The sequence below is a fragment of the Bradyrhizobium sp. AZCC 1588 genome (genome assembly GCF_036924735.1).
In the GTDB taxonomy this organism is placed as follows: domain Bacteria; phylum Pseudomonadota; class Alphaproteobacteria; order Rhizobiales; family Xanthobacteraceae; genus Bradyrhizobium.
The window spans coordinates 1,010,747-1,028,329 of record NZ_JAZHSC010000001.1; the positions used below are offsets into that span (position 1 = coordinate 1,010,747).

The 17,583-nt window shown below is 62.4% G+C and carries 17 protein-coding genes; 10 read left to right on the forward strand and 7 right to left on the reverse strand.

Annotation, left to right across the window (positions count from 1 at the left end; all coding sequences use genetic code 11):
• Positions 1–36: 36 nt before the first annotated feature.
• Positions 37–1,278 carry an acyl-CoA dehydrogenase family protein gene (locus V1277_RS04890; RefSeq protein WP_334415219.1) on the reverse strand — a complete coding sequence of 414 codons (1,242 nt, stop codon included), beginning with the start codon at positions 1,276–1,278 and terminating at the stop codon, positions 37–39.
• 102 nt (positions 1,279–1,380) lie between these two features.
• Here V1277_RS04890 and V1277_RS04895 point away from each other — a divergent pair, with 102 nt between their 5' ends.
• Both V1277_RS04895 and V1277_RS04900 read left to right on the forward strand, forming a co-directional pair.
• On the forward strand, positions 1,381–2,190 hold the full coding sequence (locus V1277_RS04895; protein WP_334415220.1) for an IclR family transcriptional regulator: 810 nt from the start codon (positions 1,381–1,383) through the stop codon (positions 2,188–2,190).
• Positions 2,191–2,253: 63 nt separating this feature from the next.
• Positions 2,254–3,252: a Bug family tripartite tricarboxylate transporter substrate binding protein gene (locus V1277_RS04900; protein WP_334415221.1), complete on the forward strand. Its 999-nt coding sequence runs from the start codon at positions 2,254–2,256 to the stop codon at positions 3,250–3,252.
• 125 nt (positions 3,253–3,377) lie between these two features.
• Here V1277_RS04900 and V1277_RS04905 read toward each other — a convergent pair whose 3' ends face one another.
• The gene (locus V1277_RS04905) at positions 3,378–4,184 is read right to left on the reverse strand and encodes a hypothetical protein (protein ID WP_334415222.1); all 807 of its coding nucleotides are present in this window, start codon (positions 4,182–4,184) and stop codon (positions 3,378–3,380) included.
• 273 nt (positions 4,185–4,457) lie between these two features.
• A complete protein-coding gene (locus V1277_RS04910) occupies positions 4,458–5,462 on the reverse strand; it encodes an ABC transporter substrate-binding protein (RefSeq protein ID WP_334415223.1) in 1,005 nt (334 codons plus the stop codon).
• 98 nt (positions 5,463–5,560) lie between these two features.
• On the opposite strand from V1277_RS04910, the gene V1277_RS04915 reads away from it, so the two are divergent.
• The 6 genes from V1277_RS04915 to V1277_RS04940 all read left to right on the forward strand — a co-directional run bounded on the left by V1277_RS04915 (position 5,561) and on the right by V1277_RS04940 (position 10,773).
• Positions 5,561–6,208, forward strand: a complete 648-nt coding sequence (locus V1277_RS04915) for a TetR/AcrR family transcriptional regulator (protein ID WP_334415224.1) — start codon at positions 5,561–5,563, stop codon at positions 6,206–6,208.
• Between the two features lie 88 nt (positions 6,209–6,296).
• On the forward strand, positions 6,297–7,067 hold the full coding sequence (locus V1277_RS04920; protein ID WP_334415225.1) for an ABC transporter permease: 771 nt from the start codon (positions 6,297–6,299) through the stop codon (positions 7,065–7,067).
• A gap of 14 nt (positions 7,068–7,081) precedes the next feature.
• Entirely contained in the window at positions 7,082–8,119 is a 1,038-nt protein-coding gene (locus tag V1277_RS04925; RefSeq protein WP_334420285.1) for an NAD-dependent epimerase/dehydratase family protein, read from the forward strand.
• Positions 8,106–8,930, forward strand: a complete 825-nt coding sequence (locus tag V1277_RS04930; RefSeq protein ID WP_334415226.1) for a GNAT family N-acetyltransferase — start codon at positions 8,106–8,108, stop codon at positions 8,928–8,930. The genes V1277_RS04925 and V1277_RS04930 overlap by 14 nt, the downstream gene beginning before the upstream one ends.
• A gap of 11 nt (positions 8,931–8,941) precedes the next feature.
• A complete protein-coding gene (locus V1277_RS04935) occupies positions 8,942–9,997 on the forward strand; it encodes a dihydrodipicolinate synthase family protein (RefSeq protein WP_334415227.1) in 1,056 nt (351 codons plus the stop codon).
• Entirely contained in the window at positions 9,985–10,773 is a 789-nt protein-coding gene (locus tag V1277_RS04940; protein ID WP_334415228.1) for an ABC transporter ATP-binding protein, read from the forward strand. Before V1277_RS04935 ends, V1277_RS04940 begins: the two co-directional genes overlap by 13 nt.
• A gap of 13 nt (positions 10,774–10,786) precedes the next feature.
• Here the strand turns inward: V1277_RS04940 and V1277_RS04945 are convergent, their stop codons facing one another.
• From V1277_RS04945 to V1277_RS04955, 3 genes are read right to left on the reverse strand one after another with little or no spacing between them, the layout of a single operon-like run.
• A complete protein-coding gene (locus V1277_RS04945; RefSeq protein WP_334415229.1) occupies positions 10,787–11,890 on the reverse strand; it encodes an ABC transporter ATP-binding protein in 1,104 nt (367 codons plus the stop codon).
• A gap of 28 nt (positions 11,891–11,918) precedes the next feature.
• Positions 11,919–12,953: an ABC transporter substrate-binding protein gene (locus V1277_RS04950; protein WP_334415230.1), complete on the reverse strand. Its 1,035-nt coding sequence runs from the start codon at positions 12,951–12,953 to the stop codon at positions 11,919–11,921.
• Positions 12,954–12,976: 23 nt separating this feature from the next.
• On the reverse strand, positions 12,977–14,713 hold the full coding sequence (locus V1277_RS04955; protein ID WP_334415231.1) for an ABC transporter permease: 1,737 nt from the start codon (positions 14,711–14,713) through the stop codon (positions 12,977–12,979).
• Positions 14,714–14,996: 283 nt separating this feature from the next.
• Between V1277_RS04955 and V1277_RS04960 the strand changes: the two genes are divergently transcribed.
• Positions 14,997–16,391 carry an MFS transporter gene (locus tag V1277_RS04960; RefSeq protein WP_334415232.1) on the forward strand — a complete coding sequence of 465 codons (1,395 nt, stop codon included), beginning with the start codon at positions 14,997–14,999 and terminating at the stop codon, positions 16,389–16,391.
• A 155-nt stretch (positions 16,392–16,546) separates the two neighbouring features.
• Here the strand turns inward: V1277_RS04960 and V1277_RS04965 are convergent, their stop codons facing one another.
• Positions 16,547–16,975, reverse strand: a complete 429-nt coding sequence (locus V1277_RS04965) for a DUF1772 domain-containing protein (protein ID WP_334373968.1) — start codon at positions 16,973–16,975, stop codon at positions 16,547–16,549.
• A 99-nt stretch (positions 16,976–17,074) separates the two neighbouring features.
• Here V1277_RS04965 and V1277_RS04970 point away from each other — a divergent pair, with 99 nt between their 5' ends.
• Positions 17,075–17,497 carry a MarR family winged helix-turn-helix transcriptional regulator gene (locus V1277_RS04970; RefSeq protein WP_334373966.1) on the forward strand — a complete coding sequence of 141 codons (423 nt, stop codon included), beginning with the start codon at positions 17,075–17,077 and terminating at the stop codon, positions 17,495–17,497.
• The last annotated feature ends 86 nt before the right edge of the window (positions 17,498–17,583 follow it).

Genomic DNA, 17,583 nt, shown 5'->3' on the forward strand with positions numbered 1-17,583 from the left:
AGTCCCTCGAACCGGCCGCCGTTACGTATCCGCCGCTCAGGACGGATGTGCGGACAGATATGGCGAGTTGGCAATCGACCAGGCCGGCATCGGCTCCATGCGAAAGATCTGCCGCAGATGGACTTCATCGGGCCCGTCACCGATCCGCAGCAGGCGTCCCCAGGCCAGCGCCTGATGGATCGGCGCGTCGTCGGAGCCGCCCATGGCGCCGAACACCTGCATGGCGCGGTCGGCGATCTTCTGCAGCATCGCGGGCACTGCAACCTTGATCAAGGACACATCGCGCCAGGCGCCGTGATGGCCGGCCTGATCGAGGCGCCATGCGCAACGATAGGTCAACAGGCGTGCCTGCTCGAGCTCGACGCGGGATTCGGCGATCCAGCGCTGCACGGTGTCGTATTGCATCACGGTACGTCCGAACGCGGACCGTTCGGATGACCGCACCATCATCAATTCGATCAGCAGTTCGCACAGCCCGATCGAGCGCATGCAATGATGGATGCGTGCCGGCCCCAAACGAATCTGCGCAACCTTGAAGCCGTCGCCTTCCGCGCCAAGCAGGTTCGCGCGGGGCACGCGCACGTTATCGAACGCAAGCTCGCCGATCGGCGCGACGTGATCTTCACACCCCATCCAGCGCAGCCGGCGCACCAGCCGAACGCCTGGCGTATCCATCGGCACGATGATGCAGGAATGGCGCCGCGTCCGGTCAGCGTCGGAATCGGTCACGCCCATCACGATCAGGAAGCTGCATTTCGGATGTGCCGCGCCGGTGATGAACCATTTCCGTCCGTTGATGACGTAGTCATCGCCATCCCTGGCCATGCGCGTGGCGATGTTGGTCGCATCGGATGAAGCCACGTCCGGCTCGGTCATGCCGAACGCCGAACGCGTCCTGGCTTCCAGCAGCGGCTGCAGCCAGAGCGCCTTCTGCTCGGGCGTCGCGCAATTCTGCAGCGCGATCATGTTGGGCACGTCGGGCGCCTGGCAATTGAAGACCTCAGGCGCCCAGAACAACCGGCCCATGATCTCAGCCAATGGCGCATATTCGAGGTTGGAAAGACGCGTGCCGGGCTCGTCTTCCCCGAGTTCGGGAAGCCCGAGATTCCATAGCCCCGCCGCACGCGCCTTGCGCTGCAGGTCCTCCATGAAGGGTGCTGGCTCGCCTTTGGCGGAGTGATCGAGCCAGCCGCGATGGCGCGGCAGTACTTCGCCGTCGAAAAACGCCTGAAGTTTCTTCCGCCAGTCTTCCGATCGCCCGGAAAGGTCGAAATCCATGCTGCCTCCCGATTTTTCGGGAAGCTAAGCGTATATCGACACAATATGCAAATTCATTTCGATATATTGACATATTTAGGGAACCATGGCCAACTTTCGGCCATGGCGATTTCCAATGTCGATCCCTCGATATCCCGGACTGCGGAGGATCAGGCCGATCCCTCCTTCGCGACCACGCTGGCGCATGGGCTCGACGTACTGGCGGCGTTCCGCAACCGCGCGGGCTCGCTGTCGAACGCCGAGCTTGCGCTCCATACCGGCCTGTCGCGGCCGACGGTGTCGCGGCTGACCTACACACTGGCGCAACTCGGCTATCTCAAGCGCGATGCGAAGGGACGCTTCCAGCTCGGGCTCGGCATTCTGGCCGCGGCCTACCCGGTGCTGTCGGCGCTGAAGGTGCGGCAATTGGCACGCCCGCTGATGCGCGATTTTGCGGCCTACACCGGCGGCACGGTTTCGATCGCGATGCCGTTCGGGCTCGACTTCATCTATGTCGAAACGCTGCGCACCACCGACGCCGTGGCGCATCTGCCGGATGTCGGCTTTGCTAGTTCGCTGGCGCCCACCGCAGTCGGCCGCGCCCTGCTCTCGCTCTTCACAGGGGAAGAACTCGACGCGTACGTGGCGAAGGTGAAGGCCGAGCGCCCGGAAGAAGCCGATTATGTCCAGAGGCGGACGCTGCCGGACGTCGAGCTTTGCAAGGAGCGCGGCTTTGCGATTTCGCTCGGCGAATGGCGGCGCGAGATTTTTGGCGTCGCCGCGCCGCTATACCGCACGCCGTCGGGCGATTGCCTGTCGGTCAATTGCGGCATTCCCTCGTTTCGCTTCAACGCCGAACAGATCGAGCGTGAATGCGGGCCGCGCATGCTGGGCTTGGCGCGCAGCATTCGCTCGCTGGTGGCCAACGACTGAATACCCCCGTCAGAGGGGCGCGGCGCATCGCGGGAACGATGCGGCAAACATGGGGAGGGAAGAATGAGCCGGATCAAAACCGTGCTGGGCTTTGCCGTGAATCCTGCCTTGGGTTTTGCTTTGGGCGCAATCATGCTGCTCGGCAACGCGGCGCACGCGCAGAGCAATTATCCGAACCGTCCGATCCGCGTCATCGTGCCCTACCCCGCCGGCGGCATCGTCGACATCGTCGCGCGCGCGGTGACCGAGCAAGTCGGCCGCGACTGGAAACAGACGGTAGTTATCGAAGCAAGGCCGGGCGGCAACAGCAACATCGGCACCGCGTCCGTGGCGCGCAGCGAACCCGACGGTTACACTTGGCTGGTTACCGGCCCCGCGGCTTTGGTCAACCCGACGCTTTACAAGGACGCCGGCTGGGACGCGCTGAAGGATCTTAAATGCGTCGGCCTTGCGGTCTGGAATCGGAGCGTGGCGCTGGTGCATCCGTCGATGCCGGCCAGCACCATCAAGGAATTCGTCGAGATCGCGCGCAAGAGGCCGGGCGAACTCAATTTCGGCAATCCCGGCACCGGCTCCTCCATCGACCTGAGCGCGCAAAAACTGTTTCAGGCCGCTGATATCAAGCTGACCAATGTCGGCTACAAGGGCCAGCCGCAGGCTCTGACCGACCTGATGACGAACTTGATGCATTTCGAGATCGTCTCGCTCGAGCTCGCCTTGCCGCACATCAAGGCCGGCAGCGTGAAGCCGCTGGCCGTGATGACCGACAAACGCGTCGCCGATTTGCCCGACGTGCCGACAATCGCCGAAGCCGGATTTCCGGAAGCCGCATACCTGCCCTGGTACGGCATCTATGTTCAGGCCGGCACGCCGGATAACATCGTTGCCAAGATCAACGACGGCATCAACAAGGCGCTACAGAATCCGGGGGTACAGCGCCAACTCGCGGTCGCCAATATCCCGGGCAAGCCGATGCCGCTCGCCGACCTCGCCGCGCTGATGAAGGCCGATTACGAGAAGCTGACGAAGGTGATCGCGACCGCAGGGATGGCGCTGCAGTGAGGCGGCGCCTGCTTCTTTCACGCCGTCATTGCGAGCGAAGCGAAGCAATCCACCTCTCCCCACGGAGATGAATGGAAGTACAGAGATTCGCAGCAATTTGCGGGAAGCCAAGACTGCTTCCGATTCTAAGCTTGCGGAGAAGTCCCAAAGGATACGGCGATTACATCGAACAGCTCAATGCTTGCCCGAACTCCCAAAACAAAATCGCTGGCATCCCCTCCTCCACCGTACAATCGACTTCCGTAGACAAGCTGATCGAACGGCTCATTCCCTCCCAACTCAAACGCAAATTTGGGATCGTCCGCGTGGAATATCCGAAACATCAATGGCATTTGGGTACAATAGGGACTCCCCCCGAGATCAGTACTGACCTCGAAGACAAAGCCGCAGCTCAGATTTTTATGCCAGAGGTTACGACGGCGCTTGAATGCATGCGCTGAGCAAAACTTATCAATGAAGGGAAGGACGTCCCGCTTCTTTCCTGTCCAACCCGCCGTCTGAATTTCTAAACGCTCGCTCTCCTGCTTCTTCTGCATCCCTATGAAGGCTGCTTCGCTATTTCCAAACTCTGCATCAAACCAGGTCTTCTTGAGATGCTCAAACAAGCATCTGATGAGCGGGGGAGCTTGAAAAGGAGGCTCAAGAAAATCCCTGGCCGCGAAGAGCTCGTCCAAAAATGCAGAACGGTATCTTGGTTCAATGCCAAAGTACCGCATCTCGGAACGCACCATTCCTGCGCACCGCATTGTTTCCAACGCGACTTCATCCCAGTATCGATTGAGCAAGTCCGCCTGGTGTTCGCCGCAGTACTCAATCATTCGATTTTGCCATGCCCTGTGGATCATGAAGCCGCGCGCCTCGAAGGCAAGCTGTGTCGAAACACGGCCTGGCCAGTTCGCCAGCACGTTCAGAAGAGGGTGATCTTCCATCATGACATCTCACTGCAAAAGGATGGTCCAGGACGATGGCGGTGGCACAAAATAGCCATTTGCACGCCGCAGCCCCTCCTTGTCTGAGGACGGGGCTTGCTCGGTGATTGTCATCCGGGGCGCCTTTCGGGAGTGGCGAACGTGCCCATCATTAGCACAGCTCGGGACGACTGGCTCACCGTCATTGCGAGCGAAGCGAAGCAATCCACCTATCCGCGCGGGGATAGATGGATTGCTTCGTCGCTTTGCTCCTCGCAATGACGGCGGAGAGCCCGCCTACCTCTTGACCTTACTCGCATCCATCTTGATCGCCTGATCCAGCATCTTGACCGAAAACGCCGTGTTCACATCAAACGGCTTTTCCATGCCGAGATAGGTCTGCACCAGCTCGTAGTCCTTCTTCATCCGCTCGGCATCGATCCAGCCCAAGGCCTTGGTCGTGGTGAATTCGTCCGTCATCAGGAACTTGATGCGCTCCCACTGGCGCTGCTGGTTTTGCTTGTCGAGACCGGAGGCCTGGTCGAGCAACGCTTTCAGACAGGGCTCGACGTCGGCGACGCAGGCCGCATAGGCCTTCTGGCTGATTTTGACGAACTCCTCGACCAGCTTCGGGTTCTTCGCAAGATACGCGCCGTTGACGACCAGCGAATTGCCGTAAGGGTTGAGGCCGATGTCCTTCCAGTTGACGTAACCGAGATCGGCGCCGAACTCGATCACCTTCAGGTCGTGCTCGTTGTAGAAGTCGCTGATGATATCGACGGTATGGCTCTTCAGCGCCGCGATCTTGGCGGTCGGGCCGACATTGACGAAGCTCACTGAATCTGGCGCGATGCCCGCCGCCTTGGCAAAGGCCGGCCACATCACCCGTGACGCGTCGCCAGGCGGATTGCCGATCTTGTGGTTCGGAAAGTCCTTCGGCCCATTCACGCCATAGCTCTTCAGCCAATAGAAGGTCTGTCCGGTGTTGGCGTAGATGCTCATCAGCGCCACCACGTCGGCGCCCTTGCTCTTGGCCACCAGCGCGGTCGCGAGATCCGCGATGCCGAACGGCGAGCCGCCGGAGCCGACCTTCAGCGAGGAGACGCCGGAGCCCTTGCCGACCTCGATCGTGAGATCGATGCCGGCCTTCTCGTACCAGCCTTGAGACTTGGCGTAGTAGAACGGCGAATGATCGGCCGTCGGCGTCCAGTTCAGGATCAGGTTAACCGACTCGGCGGCCACACAGGGCGCAGCCGGCACGGCAAGCGCAAGCGCCAATCCTGCAATTCGCAAAGCCTTCATCGCACCCTCCTCGTTCTGTAACCGATCTTGTCGTCGCGCATTCCTGACGCTACCAATGCAACAAGGGACCAGACGACTTGTCAACTATTTGGTTGGAAATGCCCAAAAAACGTTCTGACGATACCAGGCCGCAGCGGCGCGATCCGGCCGCGACCCGCAAAAAATTGCTGACGGCGGCGCGGCGCGAATTCGCCAGCAGCGGCCTCGCTGGGGCCAGGGTCGACGAGATCGCCGCGCGGGCGGGCGTCAACAAGCAGCTCGTCTATCACTATTTCGGCGACAAGGACGCGCTGTATCTGGCGGTGCTGGAATGGGTCTATGAGGAGATCCGCGCCCAGGAGCGCAAGCTCAATCTCGAAGGGCTGCCGCCTGAGCAGGCAATCAAAAAGCTGATCGAGAGTTCCTTTGATCACCTCGCCGCGCATCCGGACTTCATCGTGCTGCTGAACGATGAAAACCGCGGCGGCGCCCGGCATGTGCGCGGATCGCAAAAACTGGAAGCGATGCACTCGCCGCTGGTCAGCCTGGTCTCGACCATTCTCGGCGAGGGCGTAAAAGCCGGCATATTCCGTAAAGGTATCAACCCCGTGCACCTCTATATCTCGATTGCCGGGCTCAGCTACTTCTACTTTTCGAACACGCCGACCCTGTCGGCCATCTTCGGCAGGGACCTGTCGAGCCGGGCCGCGCGGCAGGCGCGCCGCAGGCACGTGGTCGACCTGGTGATGCATTCGCTGCGCCCATAATCAACCATATGGTTGATTACTGGCAGGGGCCGCGGTAGATTGCCGCCACGCGGCGCGGAACCGGCCGCGCATCATAAGGGAGCGCACGGTGTTCAGCGGTGACGGCGGATCGGCACGGTCTTTCGCGATCATCCTGATCGTACATCTGGCGGTGATCGTGCTCTGGCAGGTTCTGGTCGACGCCTTCCAGGTGCCGAAATTCATTCTGCCCTCGCCACTCGCGACCGTCGCAACGCTGGGTTCTCCCAGCTATGCCTGGCCCTCCAATCTCGCGGTGACGGCCATCGAAATTCTCGGCGGGTTCTGCCTCGGCGCGCTGGTCGGCATCATGCTGGCCATGCTGTTCACCTGGTCGCCGCTGGTCAGCCTATTGCTGCTGCCGCTGTTCGTGACGCTGAACATGATCCCGAAAGTGGCGCTGGGACCGCTGTTCATCGTCTGGTTTTCCTACGGCATCTTTCCGAACATCCTGATCGCGTTTTCCATTTGCTTCTTTCCGATCCTGCTCACCACTGCGCGTGGATTGAGTGAGGTCGAGCCTGATCTCTTGGATCTCGTGAAGTCGCTGCGCGGTTCGCGGTGGACGCTGTTTCGAAAGATCCAGTTGCCGGGTGCGTTGCCTTACGTGTTTTCCGGAATGAAAGTCGGTGCCATCCTGGCGGTTGCCGGCGCGATTGTCGGTGAGTTCATCGCCTCCGAGCGGGGGCTCGGCTACCTCATGATCCAGGTGCAGTCTTCGCTCGACACGCCGGCGATGGTGATGGCGGTGGCGCTCCTGACATTGCTCGGTGTGGCGCTGTATGGGCTCGTGCTCGGGTTAGAGCGGATGTTCGTCGTCCGTGACATCCGGCTGCAATAAGACAGGGAATGAAGATGCTGCTGACGCGCGAGAACCTGCCGCAGACGATCGCCGATATCACCGCACTCGACGAGCTGTTGTGTCGCCCGACCCAGGCATTGATCGACGATCTGCGCAAGGTCGACGGCGACATCATGATCCTGGGTGTTGCCGGCAAGATGGGGCCGACGCTGGCCGGCCTTGCCAAGGCGGCCGCGCCGGAGCGCCGCGTGATCGGCGTGGCCCGCTTCAGCGATCCCGCCGTCAAGGACTGGCTGCAGGCGCGCGGCGTCGAGACCATCAATTGCGACCTGCTCGACGAAAATGCCATCAAGGCCCTCCCGAAAGTTCCGAATATCGTCTTCATGGCCGGACGCAAGTTCGGCGCCGAGGGCGACCTCTCGCTGACCTGGGCGATGAATTCGCACGTCCCTGCCCTGGTCGCGCAGGCCTTTGCGACCTCGCGTATCGTCGCGTTCTCGACCGGCTGCGTTTATCCGTTCGTGCCGGTCAACGGCAAGGGCTCGGCCGAGGATATGGCGCCCGATCCGCCGGGCGAATATGCGCAATCCTGCGTCGGGCGCGAGCGTATGTTCGAGTATTTCTCACGTAAGCATGGAACGCCCGGACGGCTGTTTCGGCTGAACTACGCGATCGACATGCGTTACGGCGTGCTGCACGATATCGCGAGCAAGGTGCTGCAGGGCCAGCCGATCGACGTCAGCCTCGGCCATGTCAATTTCATCTGGCAAGGCGACGCTTCCTCGCAGGCGCTGCGCTGTTTCGCGCATTGCGAGACGCCGACCTCGCCGATCAATGTCAGTGGCCACGAGATCCTGGCGGTGCGCGATCTCGCCGCAAAATTAGGCCAGCGCTTCGGCCGCGCGCCCGTGATTGTCGGCAAAGAGGAGCCTACGGCGTGGCTCACCGACACGTCGCAGGCGGTGAAACTATTCGGCTTGCCGATCGTCGATACCGAGCAGCTCATCAGTTGGACCGCTGATTGGGTGTCGCGTTCGATGCCGAGCCTCGGCAAGCCCACCAAATACGAGGTGCGCGATGGCCGCTATTGAGCCCATCGACATCGTCGAACTCGATGTCAGCGATGCGAAGGCCGGGCTCGTGCTGTCGACCGAAGCCGGCTGGAACCAGAACGAAGCCGACTGGCGCTTTTTCCTGAGCCATGGGATCGTATTCGGCGCGCGCGACGGCGACCGGTTGGTGGCATCAGCGGCGCTCCTGCCCTACTCGGCGGGCAATGCCTGGATCAGCATGGTGCTCGTGACCGCCAATTTTCGTCGGCGCGGCCTTGCGACCAGGCTCGTCGATACCTGCCTGGAAGCGGCCGCGCGGCGCCGGCTCACAACCTGGCTTGATGCCACGCCGGCTGGCGCGACCGTCTATGGTCCGCTCGGCTTTGCGCCAACGCTGCAATTACGGCGGTTGCGGTTGGAAAAGCCGCAAGGCACCACAGCGACAAGGCCGCCAGCGGCCGGCAGCCTCGAAGCCCTGGCAGCGCGCGATGGCGGCGCCATGGGATTCGACCGCAGCACATTGCTGTCGGAATTTGCCGCGCGCCCGGGTTCTCGCATCGTGTCGGATGCTCGAGCCATGGCCCTGATCCGCGATGGACGCACCGCACGGCACATCGGTCCAGTCCTGGCGGACCACGCCGATCAGGCGCTGGCATTGGTCGACGCCATCACTAGCTCCGAGACCGGCCCCTGGCTGATCGACGCCGTTCATTCTCAGGATGCGTTTCTGAACGGCCTCGTTCGCTCGGGCTGGAATATCGAGCGGCCATTTCAGCGCATGCGCTTTGGCTCCTCGATCGCCTCGCCCGCGCAACCGCCGTTCGCCGTCGCCGGCCCGGAATTCGGATAGGAATAGCCGCCATGCATCATAGCGAAATCAAGGCCGAGGTTCGAAAGCTGATCGCCGACGGCACCGTGCTTCCGGCGCATCCGCTCGCGCTCGACGCCAACCGCGCACTCGATGTACGGCATCAGCGGGCGCTGACGCGTTATTACCTCGATGCTGGCGCCGGAGGATTGGCCGTGGGCGTGCACACCACGCAATTCGCGATCCGCGACGTCGGCATGTACCGTCCGGTGCTGGAGCTGGCGGCCGAGACCGCCGCTTCATGGACCAAGCGGCCGGTCGCGATGGTCGCAGGCCTGGCCGGTCCGACCCAGCAGGCTGTTGCAGAGGCGCAAACGGCACGCAACATCGGCTATCACGCCGGCCTGCTCAGCCTGGCTGCGATGAAATCGGCATCCGAGGACGAGATCATCACGCATTGCGAGGCAGTGGCACGCGAGATCCCGCTGGTCGGCTTCTATTTGCAGCCGGCCGTCGGCGGCGTGATCCTCAGCGCCGATTTCTGGAAGCGCTTTGCGGCTATTGATAACGTCATTGCGATCAAGATCGCGCCGTTCAATCGCTATCGGACACTGGACGTTCTGCGCGGCGTCGCGGCAGCGCGCGCACTCGACCGCGTTGCGCTCTATACCGGCAACGACGATCACATCCTGCTGGACCTCACTTTGCCGTTCGACCTGCGCGACAACGGCGTCACCACGCGAGCGTACTTCAAGGGCGGCCTGCTCGGGCACTGGTCGGTATGGACCGCGAGCGCGATCAGGCAGTTCGAGATGTGCAAGGCGGCACGCGGCAAGGACGCCGTGCCGGCCGATCTCTTGGCGCTCGACGCGCGTGTCACCGATTGCAACGGCGCGTTCTTCGACGTTGCCAATAATTTTCACGGCTGCATCGCCGGTTGCCACGAAATCCTGCGGCGGCAGGGATTGATGCAAGGTCTCTGGTGTCTCGATCCGGCCGAAGGGCTGAGCCCCGGCCAGATGCAGGAAATCGACCGCGTCTGCCGCGAGCATGCCGATCTCTCCGACGACGCCTTCGTGAAGGCGAACCTGCAGAAATGGTTGGCATGACGGCGGACGAGCCCTTCATCAGCCTGCGCAACGTCCGCAAGGTTTACCGGTCCAAGGGCGCGGAATTCCTCGCCGTCTCCGACGTCACCATGGACGTGAAGGAAGGCGAACTGGTTTCGCTGGTCGGCCCGTCCGGCTGCGGCAAGACCACCGTGCTGAAGATCCTGGCCGGATTGCACGAGGCCGATGGCGGCACGATCAAGATCGGCAATGCGAACACATCGTTCGACCCCGCTCGCGACATCGGCATGGTGTTCCAGCAGGCCCTGCTGCTGAAATGGCGAACCATTTTGGATAACGTGCTGCTGCCGGCTGAAATCGTCGGCCTGCCGATGAAGGCTGCGCGGAGCCGCGCCCGCGATCTGCTCAACCTGGTGGGACTGGCTGGCTACGAGGATAAATACCCGCAGCAATTGTCCGGCGGCATGCAACAGCGCACTGCGATTGCGCGCGCCTTCATCCACGATCCCAAGCTGATCCTGATGGACGAGCCGTTTGGCGCGCTCGATGCGCTGACCCGCGAGCAGATGAACCTCGAAATGCTGCGGATCTGGCGCGAAAGTGGCAAGACCATCCTGTTCGTGACGCACTCGATCCAGGAAGCGGTGTTCCTCGCCTCGCACTGCGCCGTGCTCACCGCAGGTCCGGCGCGAATGGCGGAATATTTCCCGATCGAGCTCCCGTTTCCCCGCGCATTGCCGATCAAGACCACAGATGAGTTCGGCGCCTATGCGCGGCGAATCTACGCGCGGCTGGGGTTGAGCCCGGGCACGTAAGACCTATCAGCCGCTATTCATATGCCGTCGGTCCCGTATCGCGATAGGCCCAGCAACTCTCCCGCGGCAGTGAAACCCGGGTCTCGACGCCGACCTGATGGCGAGCCGCGGTGCCGAGCTCGACCACCTCCAGCCGCCGGCCGAACAGTTCGATGCCGTAGGCCGTCTGTGTGCCCTGATAGCGGCGGTCGAGAACGCGGGCGGGAAAAATGTTGGCGCCGTCATGTTGGCCGATCGTGATGTTCTCCGGCCGCAGCGCAATACGCACCCTCTCGTCCGGGCCGAGCGAATGCAGCAAAGCCACCTCGCCCCGCCGCCCCTCGCCGAAATCGACGATGCCGAACTGGCCGTTGCGCGACACCAGCGTGCCGGCGAGCTCGTTGGTCGCGCCGGTGAAGTTGGCAACGAACAAATCCGCCGGGCGGTTATAGATCGCATCCGGCGTATCCATCTGCAGCAATTTGCCGTCGCGCATCACGCCGATGCGGTCGCCGAGCACGACGGCTTCGGCCTGGTCATGAGTGACATAGAGCGCAGTCATCCCGGTTTGCTTGAGAATCACGCGCAGATCATCGCGCAGCCGCAGGCGCAGCTTGGCGTCGAGGTTCGACAGGGGCTCGTCGAGCAGCAGTAGTTGCGGCCGGTACACGATGCTGCGCGCCAGCGCCACGCGCTGCATCTGGCCGCCTGACAATGCGACGACCGCTCGATCAGCGTATTCCGACAGACCGACCAGTTCGAGCACTTCATCGACCTTGCGGCGGGCGTCGCTGCGCGAAAGTTTCCGGTGCTTGAGTGGATAGACCACGTTCTGTCGTACCGTCATATGCGGCCACACCGCATACGACTGAAACACCATGCCGAGATCGCGCAGACGTGGCGGCACCAAAATACCACGCTCGGGTGACGAGACGACCTTGCCGGCAATGCTGATTTCACCTGACGTCGGGTGTTCCAGCCCCGCGACGCAGCGCAACGTCGTGGTCTTGCCGCAGCCGGAGGGGCCGAGCAAAACCACGATCTCGCCGGCCGGCACGCCAAAACTGACGCCATCGATCGCCGGCCGGCCGATCGCAAACTGCTTGCGCAGGTCGGTGACTTCCAGGGTTGCCGTCATGGGTTCGATAATTTCTCTGCTATGACGATCACTGCCCGTAGCCGTAGGCCTTGTTCCAGTCGGCCACCCAGGCCGCGTGCAACTTCACATACTCGTCGAACTTCGGGAACCAGACCTTGACCACTTTTGGATCAAAGCCTTCCGGGTATGCCGGCGGCACCTTCAGTGACGTGAGGTTGCCGAGCTCCTTGATCATGAATGTCTGCCCCTCTTTCGACAGGCACCAGTTGAGAAACAGTTTTGCAGCATTCGGGTGCGCGGCGGTCTTCGGAATGCCCGTGGCATAAGGATTGACCGGCGCGCCTTCCGGCGGAAAGAAGATCTGGATCGGCGCGCCGTCCTTCTGCTTCGGATAAATTGCATTGTAGAGCAAAGGCCCCATCGCGATTTCGCCACGCACCAGCGAGTCTGACATTGGCGCACCCGATGGATACAACACCGGCTTGGTCGCAGCCTGCTTGGCCCAATAGTCCTCGCCGAGCACCTGGCGCTCGAACATCACCCGGGTCCACGTGGTGCCGCCCGACGGAGCGACCACCTGTCCGGTCAATTTGTTGTATTCGGGCTTGGTGAGGTCCATCCAGTTCTTGGGCGGGTTCTTTACCAATTCCGTGTTGTAGGCGATCGCCCACACCAGCGTGACACGCGGCCAGAGCTGCGGTGCGATCTGCGCCTCGGGATTGTAGTCCGCGGCATTCGGCGGCGCGTAATCCTGGAACATATCCGCCAGGGGCTGCATCAGCGCGCGGTCGGAATGATCGACCACGTCGGCGATCAATTTGCCGGCCGCGGCCTCGGTCTTCACGCGGGTGATGAGCTGGCCGCCGGGCGCGCGCACCATCTCGATCCTAATTTCGGGGAAACGCTTGTTGAACGCCTTGATGACCTGCTGCTCGACCTCGGCGAAATTCGCGGTGTAGTAAATCAGCTTGCCCTCGGCCTTCGCCGCGGCAATCAGTTCGGGCGAGCCGAACTCCTGCGCCTGCGCCGCTGCGCTCCATGTCAGCGCAAGACCGGCGATGCCGGCGATTGCAGCAAGCTTGGTGAAGATCCTTCCAGTCATAGCCAATCCTCCCCTTCGTTTTGTTATCCGGTTCGGGCGACACTGCTCTGCGCCGCACCGCGCGACAGCCAATTGGCGCCGCCGATGAGAACGCCGAGCAGAACGGTTTGCACCAGGCTGAATGCGGCGGTCTTTCCGAGGTTGCCGCCTTCGTAATAGTCGAGCAACAGCACCGACATCACCATGGTGTTGCTGGTATAGAGGAACAGCGACGAGCCGAGTTCTCGGATTGCCAGCACAAACAACAGCGTCATCGAGGCGATCACCCCCGGCCGCGCCAGCGGCAGCACGATCGTTCTGATGGTGCCGAGCACGCCGTTGCCGCAGACCCAGGCGGCTTCCTCGAGCTCGCGATGGATCTGCAGGAACGAGGTCGACAGCGACTTGACCGTGTCCGGCATGAAGCGCGCGATGAACGCCAGCGCCAGTATCCAGATCGTGCCGTAAAGCCCTGCGGGAATGCCGATCCAGGCCCAGAGGTAGGCGACACCGACCACGAGGCCTGGGATTGCGACCGGCAAGGTCGAGATCACGTCGATCCAGCGGCGGCCCATCACCTGGGTGCGGTGAATGGTGTAGCCGATCGCAAATGCCAGCGCACCGCCAACCACCGCTGTGATCAGCCCGACTTCGACCGCGTTGTAGATCGAACGCATGGTCAGCGGATTGTCGAAGATGCTTTCAAAATGCATCAGGGAATACTGCCTGGCATCGAACAGGCTCGAGACGTCGCGTATGAACATGAACTTGCGGAACGCGGCAACGATCAGCGCGAACAACGGCAGCACCACGACGACCAGGAGATAGACGATGCCGAGACCGAAGGTGAACCAGCGCCAGCGCCCCAGATCGAGGCTACGCGGACGGAACGCCTTGCCGGCGACGGTGGTGTAGCTGCGGCCGCTCAGCACCTTGTGCTGCAGGAATACGAGCAGGCCCGTGACGACCATCAGGATGATCGCCACCGCTGCGGCGGTGTTGTAGAGCGGCGGTGACCAATTGGTGAGCTTGAAAATATAGGTGGTCAGCACGGCAAGGTTGGTCGGCGCGCCCAGCACCGCCGGAATGCCGTAGATGCCGAGCATCACGATGAACGACAGCAGCATGCCCGAGATGATCGCCGGCATGATCAGCGGAAACGTCACCGAGAACAGCGTCGCGAAGGCGCTGGCGCCGGAAATCTCGGCGGCCTCCTCCAGGCTCGGATCCATGTTGCGCAGCGCCGAAGAGGTGAACATGTAGACATACGGCGCGTAGTAGATGCCGAACACGAACACCAGTCCCCACATCGAATAGAAATCGACGCGCCAATCCAGCCCCACCCATTTGAACATGGTGTTGATCAGGCCGGTCTTCGGCGAGCCGAGGATCGCCCATGCGACGCCCGCGACCAGCGGCGGCGCGAACAATGGCAGGATGCTGGCGGCCGCGATAAAACCCTTGAACGGCGTATTGGTGCGGACAACGATCCAGGAAAACAGCAATCCGACCGCGACCGCGATCAGCGTGCCGCCGCCACAGGCAATCAGCGTGTTGGCGAGTGCCTCGGCGACATTCGGGTTCGCCAGCACGGTGAGGAAGTTGGTCACCGAGAGATGACTGAAGCTGATGCCGTCGACCACCGGATTGGTATCGGTAAGCGCGCCGAGCAGCAGCATCAGGATCGGGTAGATGACGAGAAAGCCAAGGATCGCCAGCAGGAGGGAAACCCACAGGCCGGCCCCTACGCGCCCACGCCTGCCCCCGCTTACGCTACGCATGGCTTCGCTGCGCCGGCTCGCCAGTCCGTTCAAAGCGTTTCCTCTCGCCGTGACCGTCTTTTTATGAAATTGCGGTCGCTGTGCGTCTCAAGCCTAGTCGATCGCTTGGCGGGCGGGAAGGTATCCGAAGGTCGGCGCGCGGATTTGGCGCGGATGGGGCTTTTTTCCGAGGCCGACGGTCAGTTCGCATATGCATCATGCAGCGGCGCGCCTGTGGTCCGTGCTGCGTCCGTAGTACACGCCGCAGAGGGCGCGACCGCCCCGGCGTGGAGAGCCCGAGAGAATGTCACTGGATACAACCGCAAAGTCGCCCGCCCCCGCGCCCATCGACGGCTTGCCGCCGGAACTCAGGCGTTGGGCGGTGGCGGCAATCTTCACCGCGCTGGCGCTGGCCTCGCTGGATACGGCGATCGCCAATATCGCGCTCCCCGCCATCGCGGCCGACCTACATGTCAGCCCGGCCGACGTGGTCTGGGTCGTCAATATCTACCAGATCGCGCTGGTCGCGACGCTGCTGCCGCTTGGTGCACTCGGCGAAATCGTCGGTCATCAGCGTATCTATATCGGCGGCCTCGTTCTGTTCACGCTGGCCTCGCTTGGCTGCGCCTTGGCATGGTCGCTGCCGAGCCTGACGGCGGCGCGGGCGCTGCAGGGGCTGGGCGCCAGCGGCATCATGAGCGTGAATGCGGCGCTGGTTCGTTTCGTCTATCCGACGCGCATGCTGGGGCGCGGGTTCGGCCATAACGCGCTCGTGGTCGGAACGGCATTCACCTTCGGTCCGACCATTGCGTCCGCGATCCTTTCGGTCGGAACATGGCCGTGGCTGTTCGCGATCAACCTTCCGTTCGGGCTGATCGCAATCTGGATCGGCCTGAAGACCTTGCCCAGAACGCCGCGCGCGAAACACGCGTTCGATTTTGCGAGTGCAGCGCTGACCGCAGGCTGTCTCGGGCTGTTCATCATCGGCATCGGCAGCGCGGCACATCAGGCGCCGCCCGTCCTGGTCGGGCTGGCGCTTGGCGCAGCATTGCTGCTCGGTTGGGTCATGACCCGCCGAGATGCGGACCATCCGGCGCCGATGTTGCCTATCGACCTGTTCCGGCGGCCGATGTTCGCGCTGTCGGCCGCCACGTCGGTCTGCACATTCGCGGTGCAGGGACTGGCCTTCGTTTCGCTGCCCTTCTACTTCGAGGACGTGCTGCATCGCTCCCAGGTCGAGACCGGCTTCTTCATGACGCCGTGGCCGCTGGTGGTGGCGATCATGGCGCCGATCGGAGGCCGGCTCTCCGATCGCTATCCTGTCGGCATTCTCGGCGGCCTCGGGCTGGTATTGCTCGGCATCGGCATGGCGCTGCTGGCAACGCTGCCTTCGGATCCCAGCGTTGCCAACATCGTCTGGCGCACGGTGATTTGCGGAATCGGATTCGGCTTCTTTCAGACGCCAAATTTGCGGGCGCTGATGTCGAGCGCGCCGCCGCATCGCAGTGGCAGCGCAAGCGGCATCGTCGCAACCGCTCGTCTGACCGGGCAGACACTCGGCGCCGCGCTCGCGGCCCTTTGCTTTGGGCTGGCCGGTCACGACGGTGCGACGGTCGCACTGATGCTGGGGGCCGGATTTGCCGCGCTCGGAAGCCTGACGAGTTTTCTGCGTCTGACGGTGGGCACCGAAAAGACATGATGCAACGCGGGGACACACCCCTGTTCGCTGCGCCTGGAGCCTGGTTCTGATTGAATCAGAACCAGGCTCTAGATTCTTGTTTTGACGCGTTTTCTTGACGCGAACCGGTGTCCACCCCGGATCAAGTCCGGGGCAGGCTTTCGCTTGAAAACGCTCTAGTTGAGCGCCCAAAGATAAGCCAGCGTTGCCGCGATCCCGAGCCCCGTTCTGACCGCGTGCAACCCTCCCCACTTCACGATCAGCGCACGTGACTGCGGGCCGGCGTCGTTCTCGTCGATAGCGTTCAGCAGGCGGTTGGTCGGCATGATGCCTATCAGCGTATAGGGCCAGTTGGCGAGAATGAGCACCGCGCCGACGATCCAGCGCCAATCCCGCGTCAGCCAGGCAGCGGTCAGGCCGAGCACGCCGGAAATGACGGCGCAGCTCGCCTGCATCATAAAGCCGCGCGCGTAGCTGGGCTTCCACTGCCTCAAGAGGCCCCGGTCATCGAGGCCGAGACGCGCCGGCTGTTCGGCGAAGTTGATGAAGAAGGCGGCACCGGCGAACGCCGCCGCGACGACCATTGCAAGCTGTCCTGCAAACATTATTCACTCCACACTCGTTTTGCTAATTGACAATATATTGTCATCTTGGATATTAATTGTCAAATGACGACGAAACGACATACGCCCGGCGGTCAGGCTTTGACCGAGCTGGTTCTCGCCGTGTTCCGCCTCAATGGACGCCTGCTCGCGGCCGGTGACCGGCTTGTTTCGGACCTCGGCCTCACCAGCGCGCGCTGGCAGGTGCTGGGCGCAATCGCGCTTGCGCCAAGTCCGCAACCGGTGGCCTGGCTTGCGCGCAGCATGGGACTCAATCGACAGGGAGTTCAGCGCATTGTGAACGAGATGGCAGAGGATGGCCTCGTGGAGCTGCGGCCCAATCCGAATCACCGCCGGGCGCACCTCGTCGCGCTAACCAGGCGTGGGCAGGATACCTTCGAAACCGCCAGCACGCTCCAGGTTCCGTGGGCAAACGCCCTCGCGAAGGGGCTTAGTCCCGAAGAGCTCGCCGCGATGACCCGTATCGCGAAGCTGCTGAGCGAGCGCCTTGATAAGTCCGTCTAGCCTCTATCCCCCGAACGAAGGACACCCGATCGGCCAGGTTGCGGAAACCTGGCGTAACACCGGCGGATCGACTTTCTTCCCGTTCG

Bases quoted from the DNA above. Each gene is read 5' to 3' on its own strand.
- V1277_RS04890 (WP_334415219.1), bottom strand. From the start codon at position 1,278: ATGGATTTCGACCTTTCCGGGCGATCGGAAGACTGGCGGAAGAAACTT.
- V1277_RS04895 (WP_334415220.1), top strand. From the start codon at position 1,381: ATGGCGATTTCCAATGTCGATCCCTCGATATCCCGGACTGCGGAGGAT.
- V1277_RS04900 (WP_334415221.1), top strand. From the start codon at position 2,254: ATGAGCCGGATCAAAACCGTGCTGGGCTTTGCCGTGAATCCTGCCTTG.
- V1277_RS04905 (WP_334415222.1), bottom strand. From the start codon at position 4,184: ATGATGGAAGATCACCCTCTTCTGAACGTGCTGGCGAACTGGCCAGGC.
- V1277_RS04910 (WP_334415223.1), bottom strand. From the start codon at position 5,462: ATGAAGGCTTTGCGAATTGCAGGATTGGCGCTTGCGCTTGCCGTGCCG.
- V1277_RS04915 (WP_334415224.1), top strand. From the start codon at position 5,561: ATGCCCAAAAAACGTTCTGACGATACCAGGCCGCAGCGGCGCGATCCG.
- V1277_RS04925 (WP_334420285.1), top strand. From the start codon at position 7,082: ATGCTGCTGACGCGCGAGAACCTGCCGCAGACGATCGCCGATATCACC.
- V1277_RS04930 (WP_334415226.1), top strand. From the start codon at position 8,106: ATGGCCGCTATTGAGCCCATCGACATCGTCGAACTCGATGTCAGCGAT.
- V1277_RS04935 (WP_334415227.1), top strand. From the start codon at position 8,942: ATGCATCATAGCGAAATCAAGGCCGAGGTTCGAAAGCTGATCGCCGAC.
- V1277_RS04940 (WP_334415228.1), top strand. From the start codon at position 9,985: ATGGTTGGCATGACGGCGGACGAGCCCTTCATCAGCCTGCGCAACGTC.
- V1277_RS04945 (WP_334415229.1), bottom strand. From the start codon at position 11,890: ATGACGGCAACCCTGGAAGTCACCGACCTGCGCAAGCAGTTTGCGATC.
- V1277_RS04950 (WP_334415230.1), bottom strand. From the start codon at position 12,953: ATGACTGGAAGGATCTTCACCAAGCTTGCTGCAATCGCCGGCATCGCC.
- V1277_RS04955 (WP_334415231.1), bottom strand. From the start codon at position 14,713: ATGCGTAGCGTAAGCGGGGGCAGGCGTGGGCGCGTAGGGGCCGGCCTG.
- V1277_RS04960 (WP_334415232.1), top strand. From the start codon at position 14,997: ATGTCACTGGATACAACCGCAAAGTCGCCCGCCCCCGCGCCCATCGAC.
- V1277_RS04965 (WP_334373968.1), bottom strand. From the start codon at position 16,975: ATGTTTGCAGGACAGCTTGCAATGGTCGTCGCGGCGGCGTTCGCCGGT.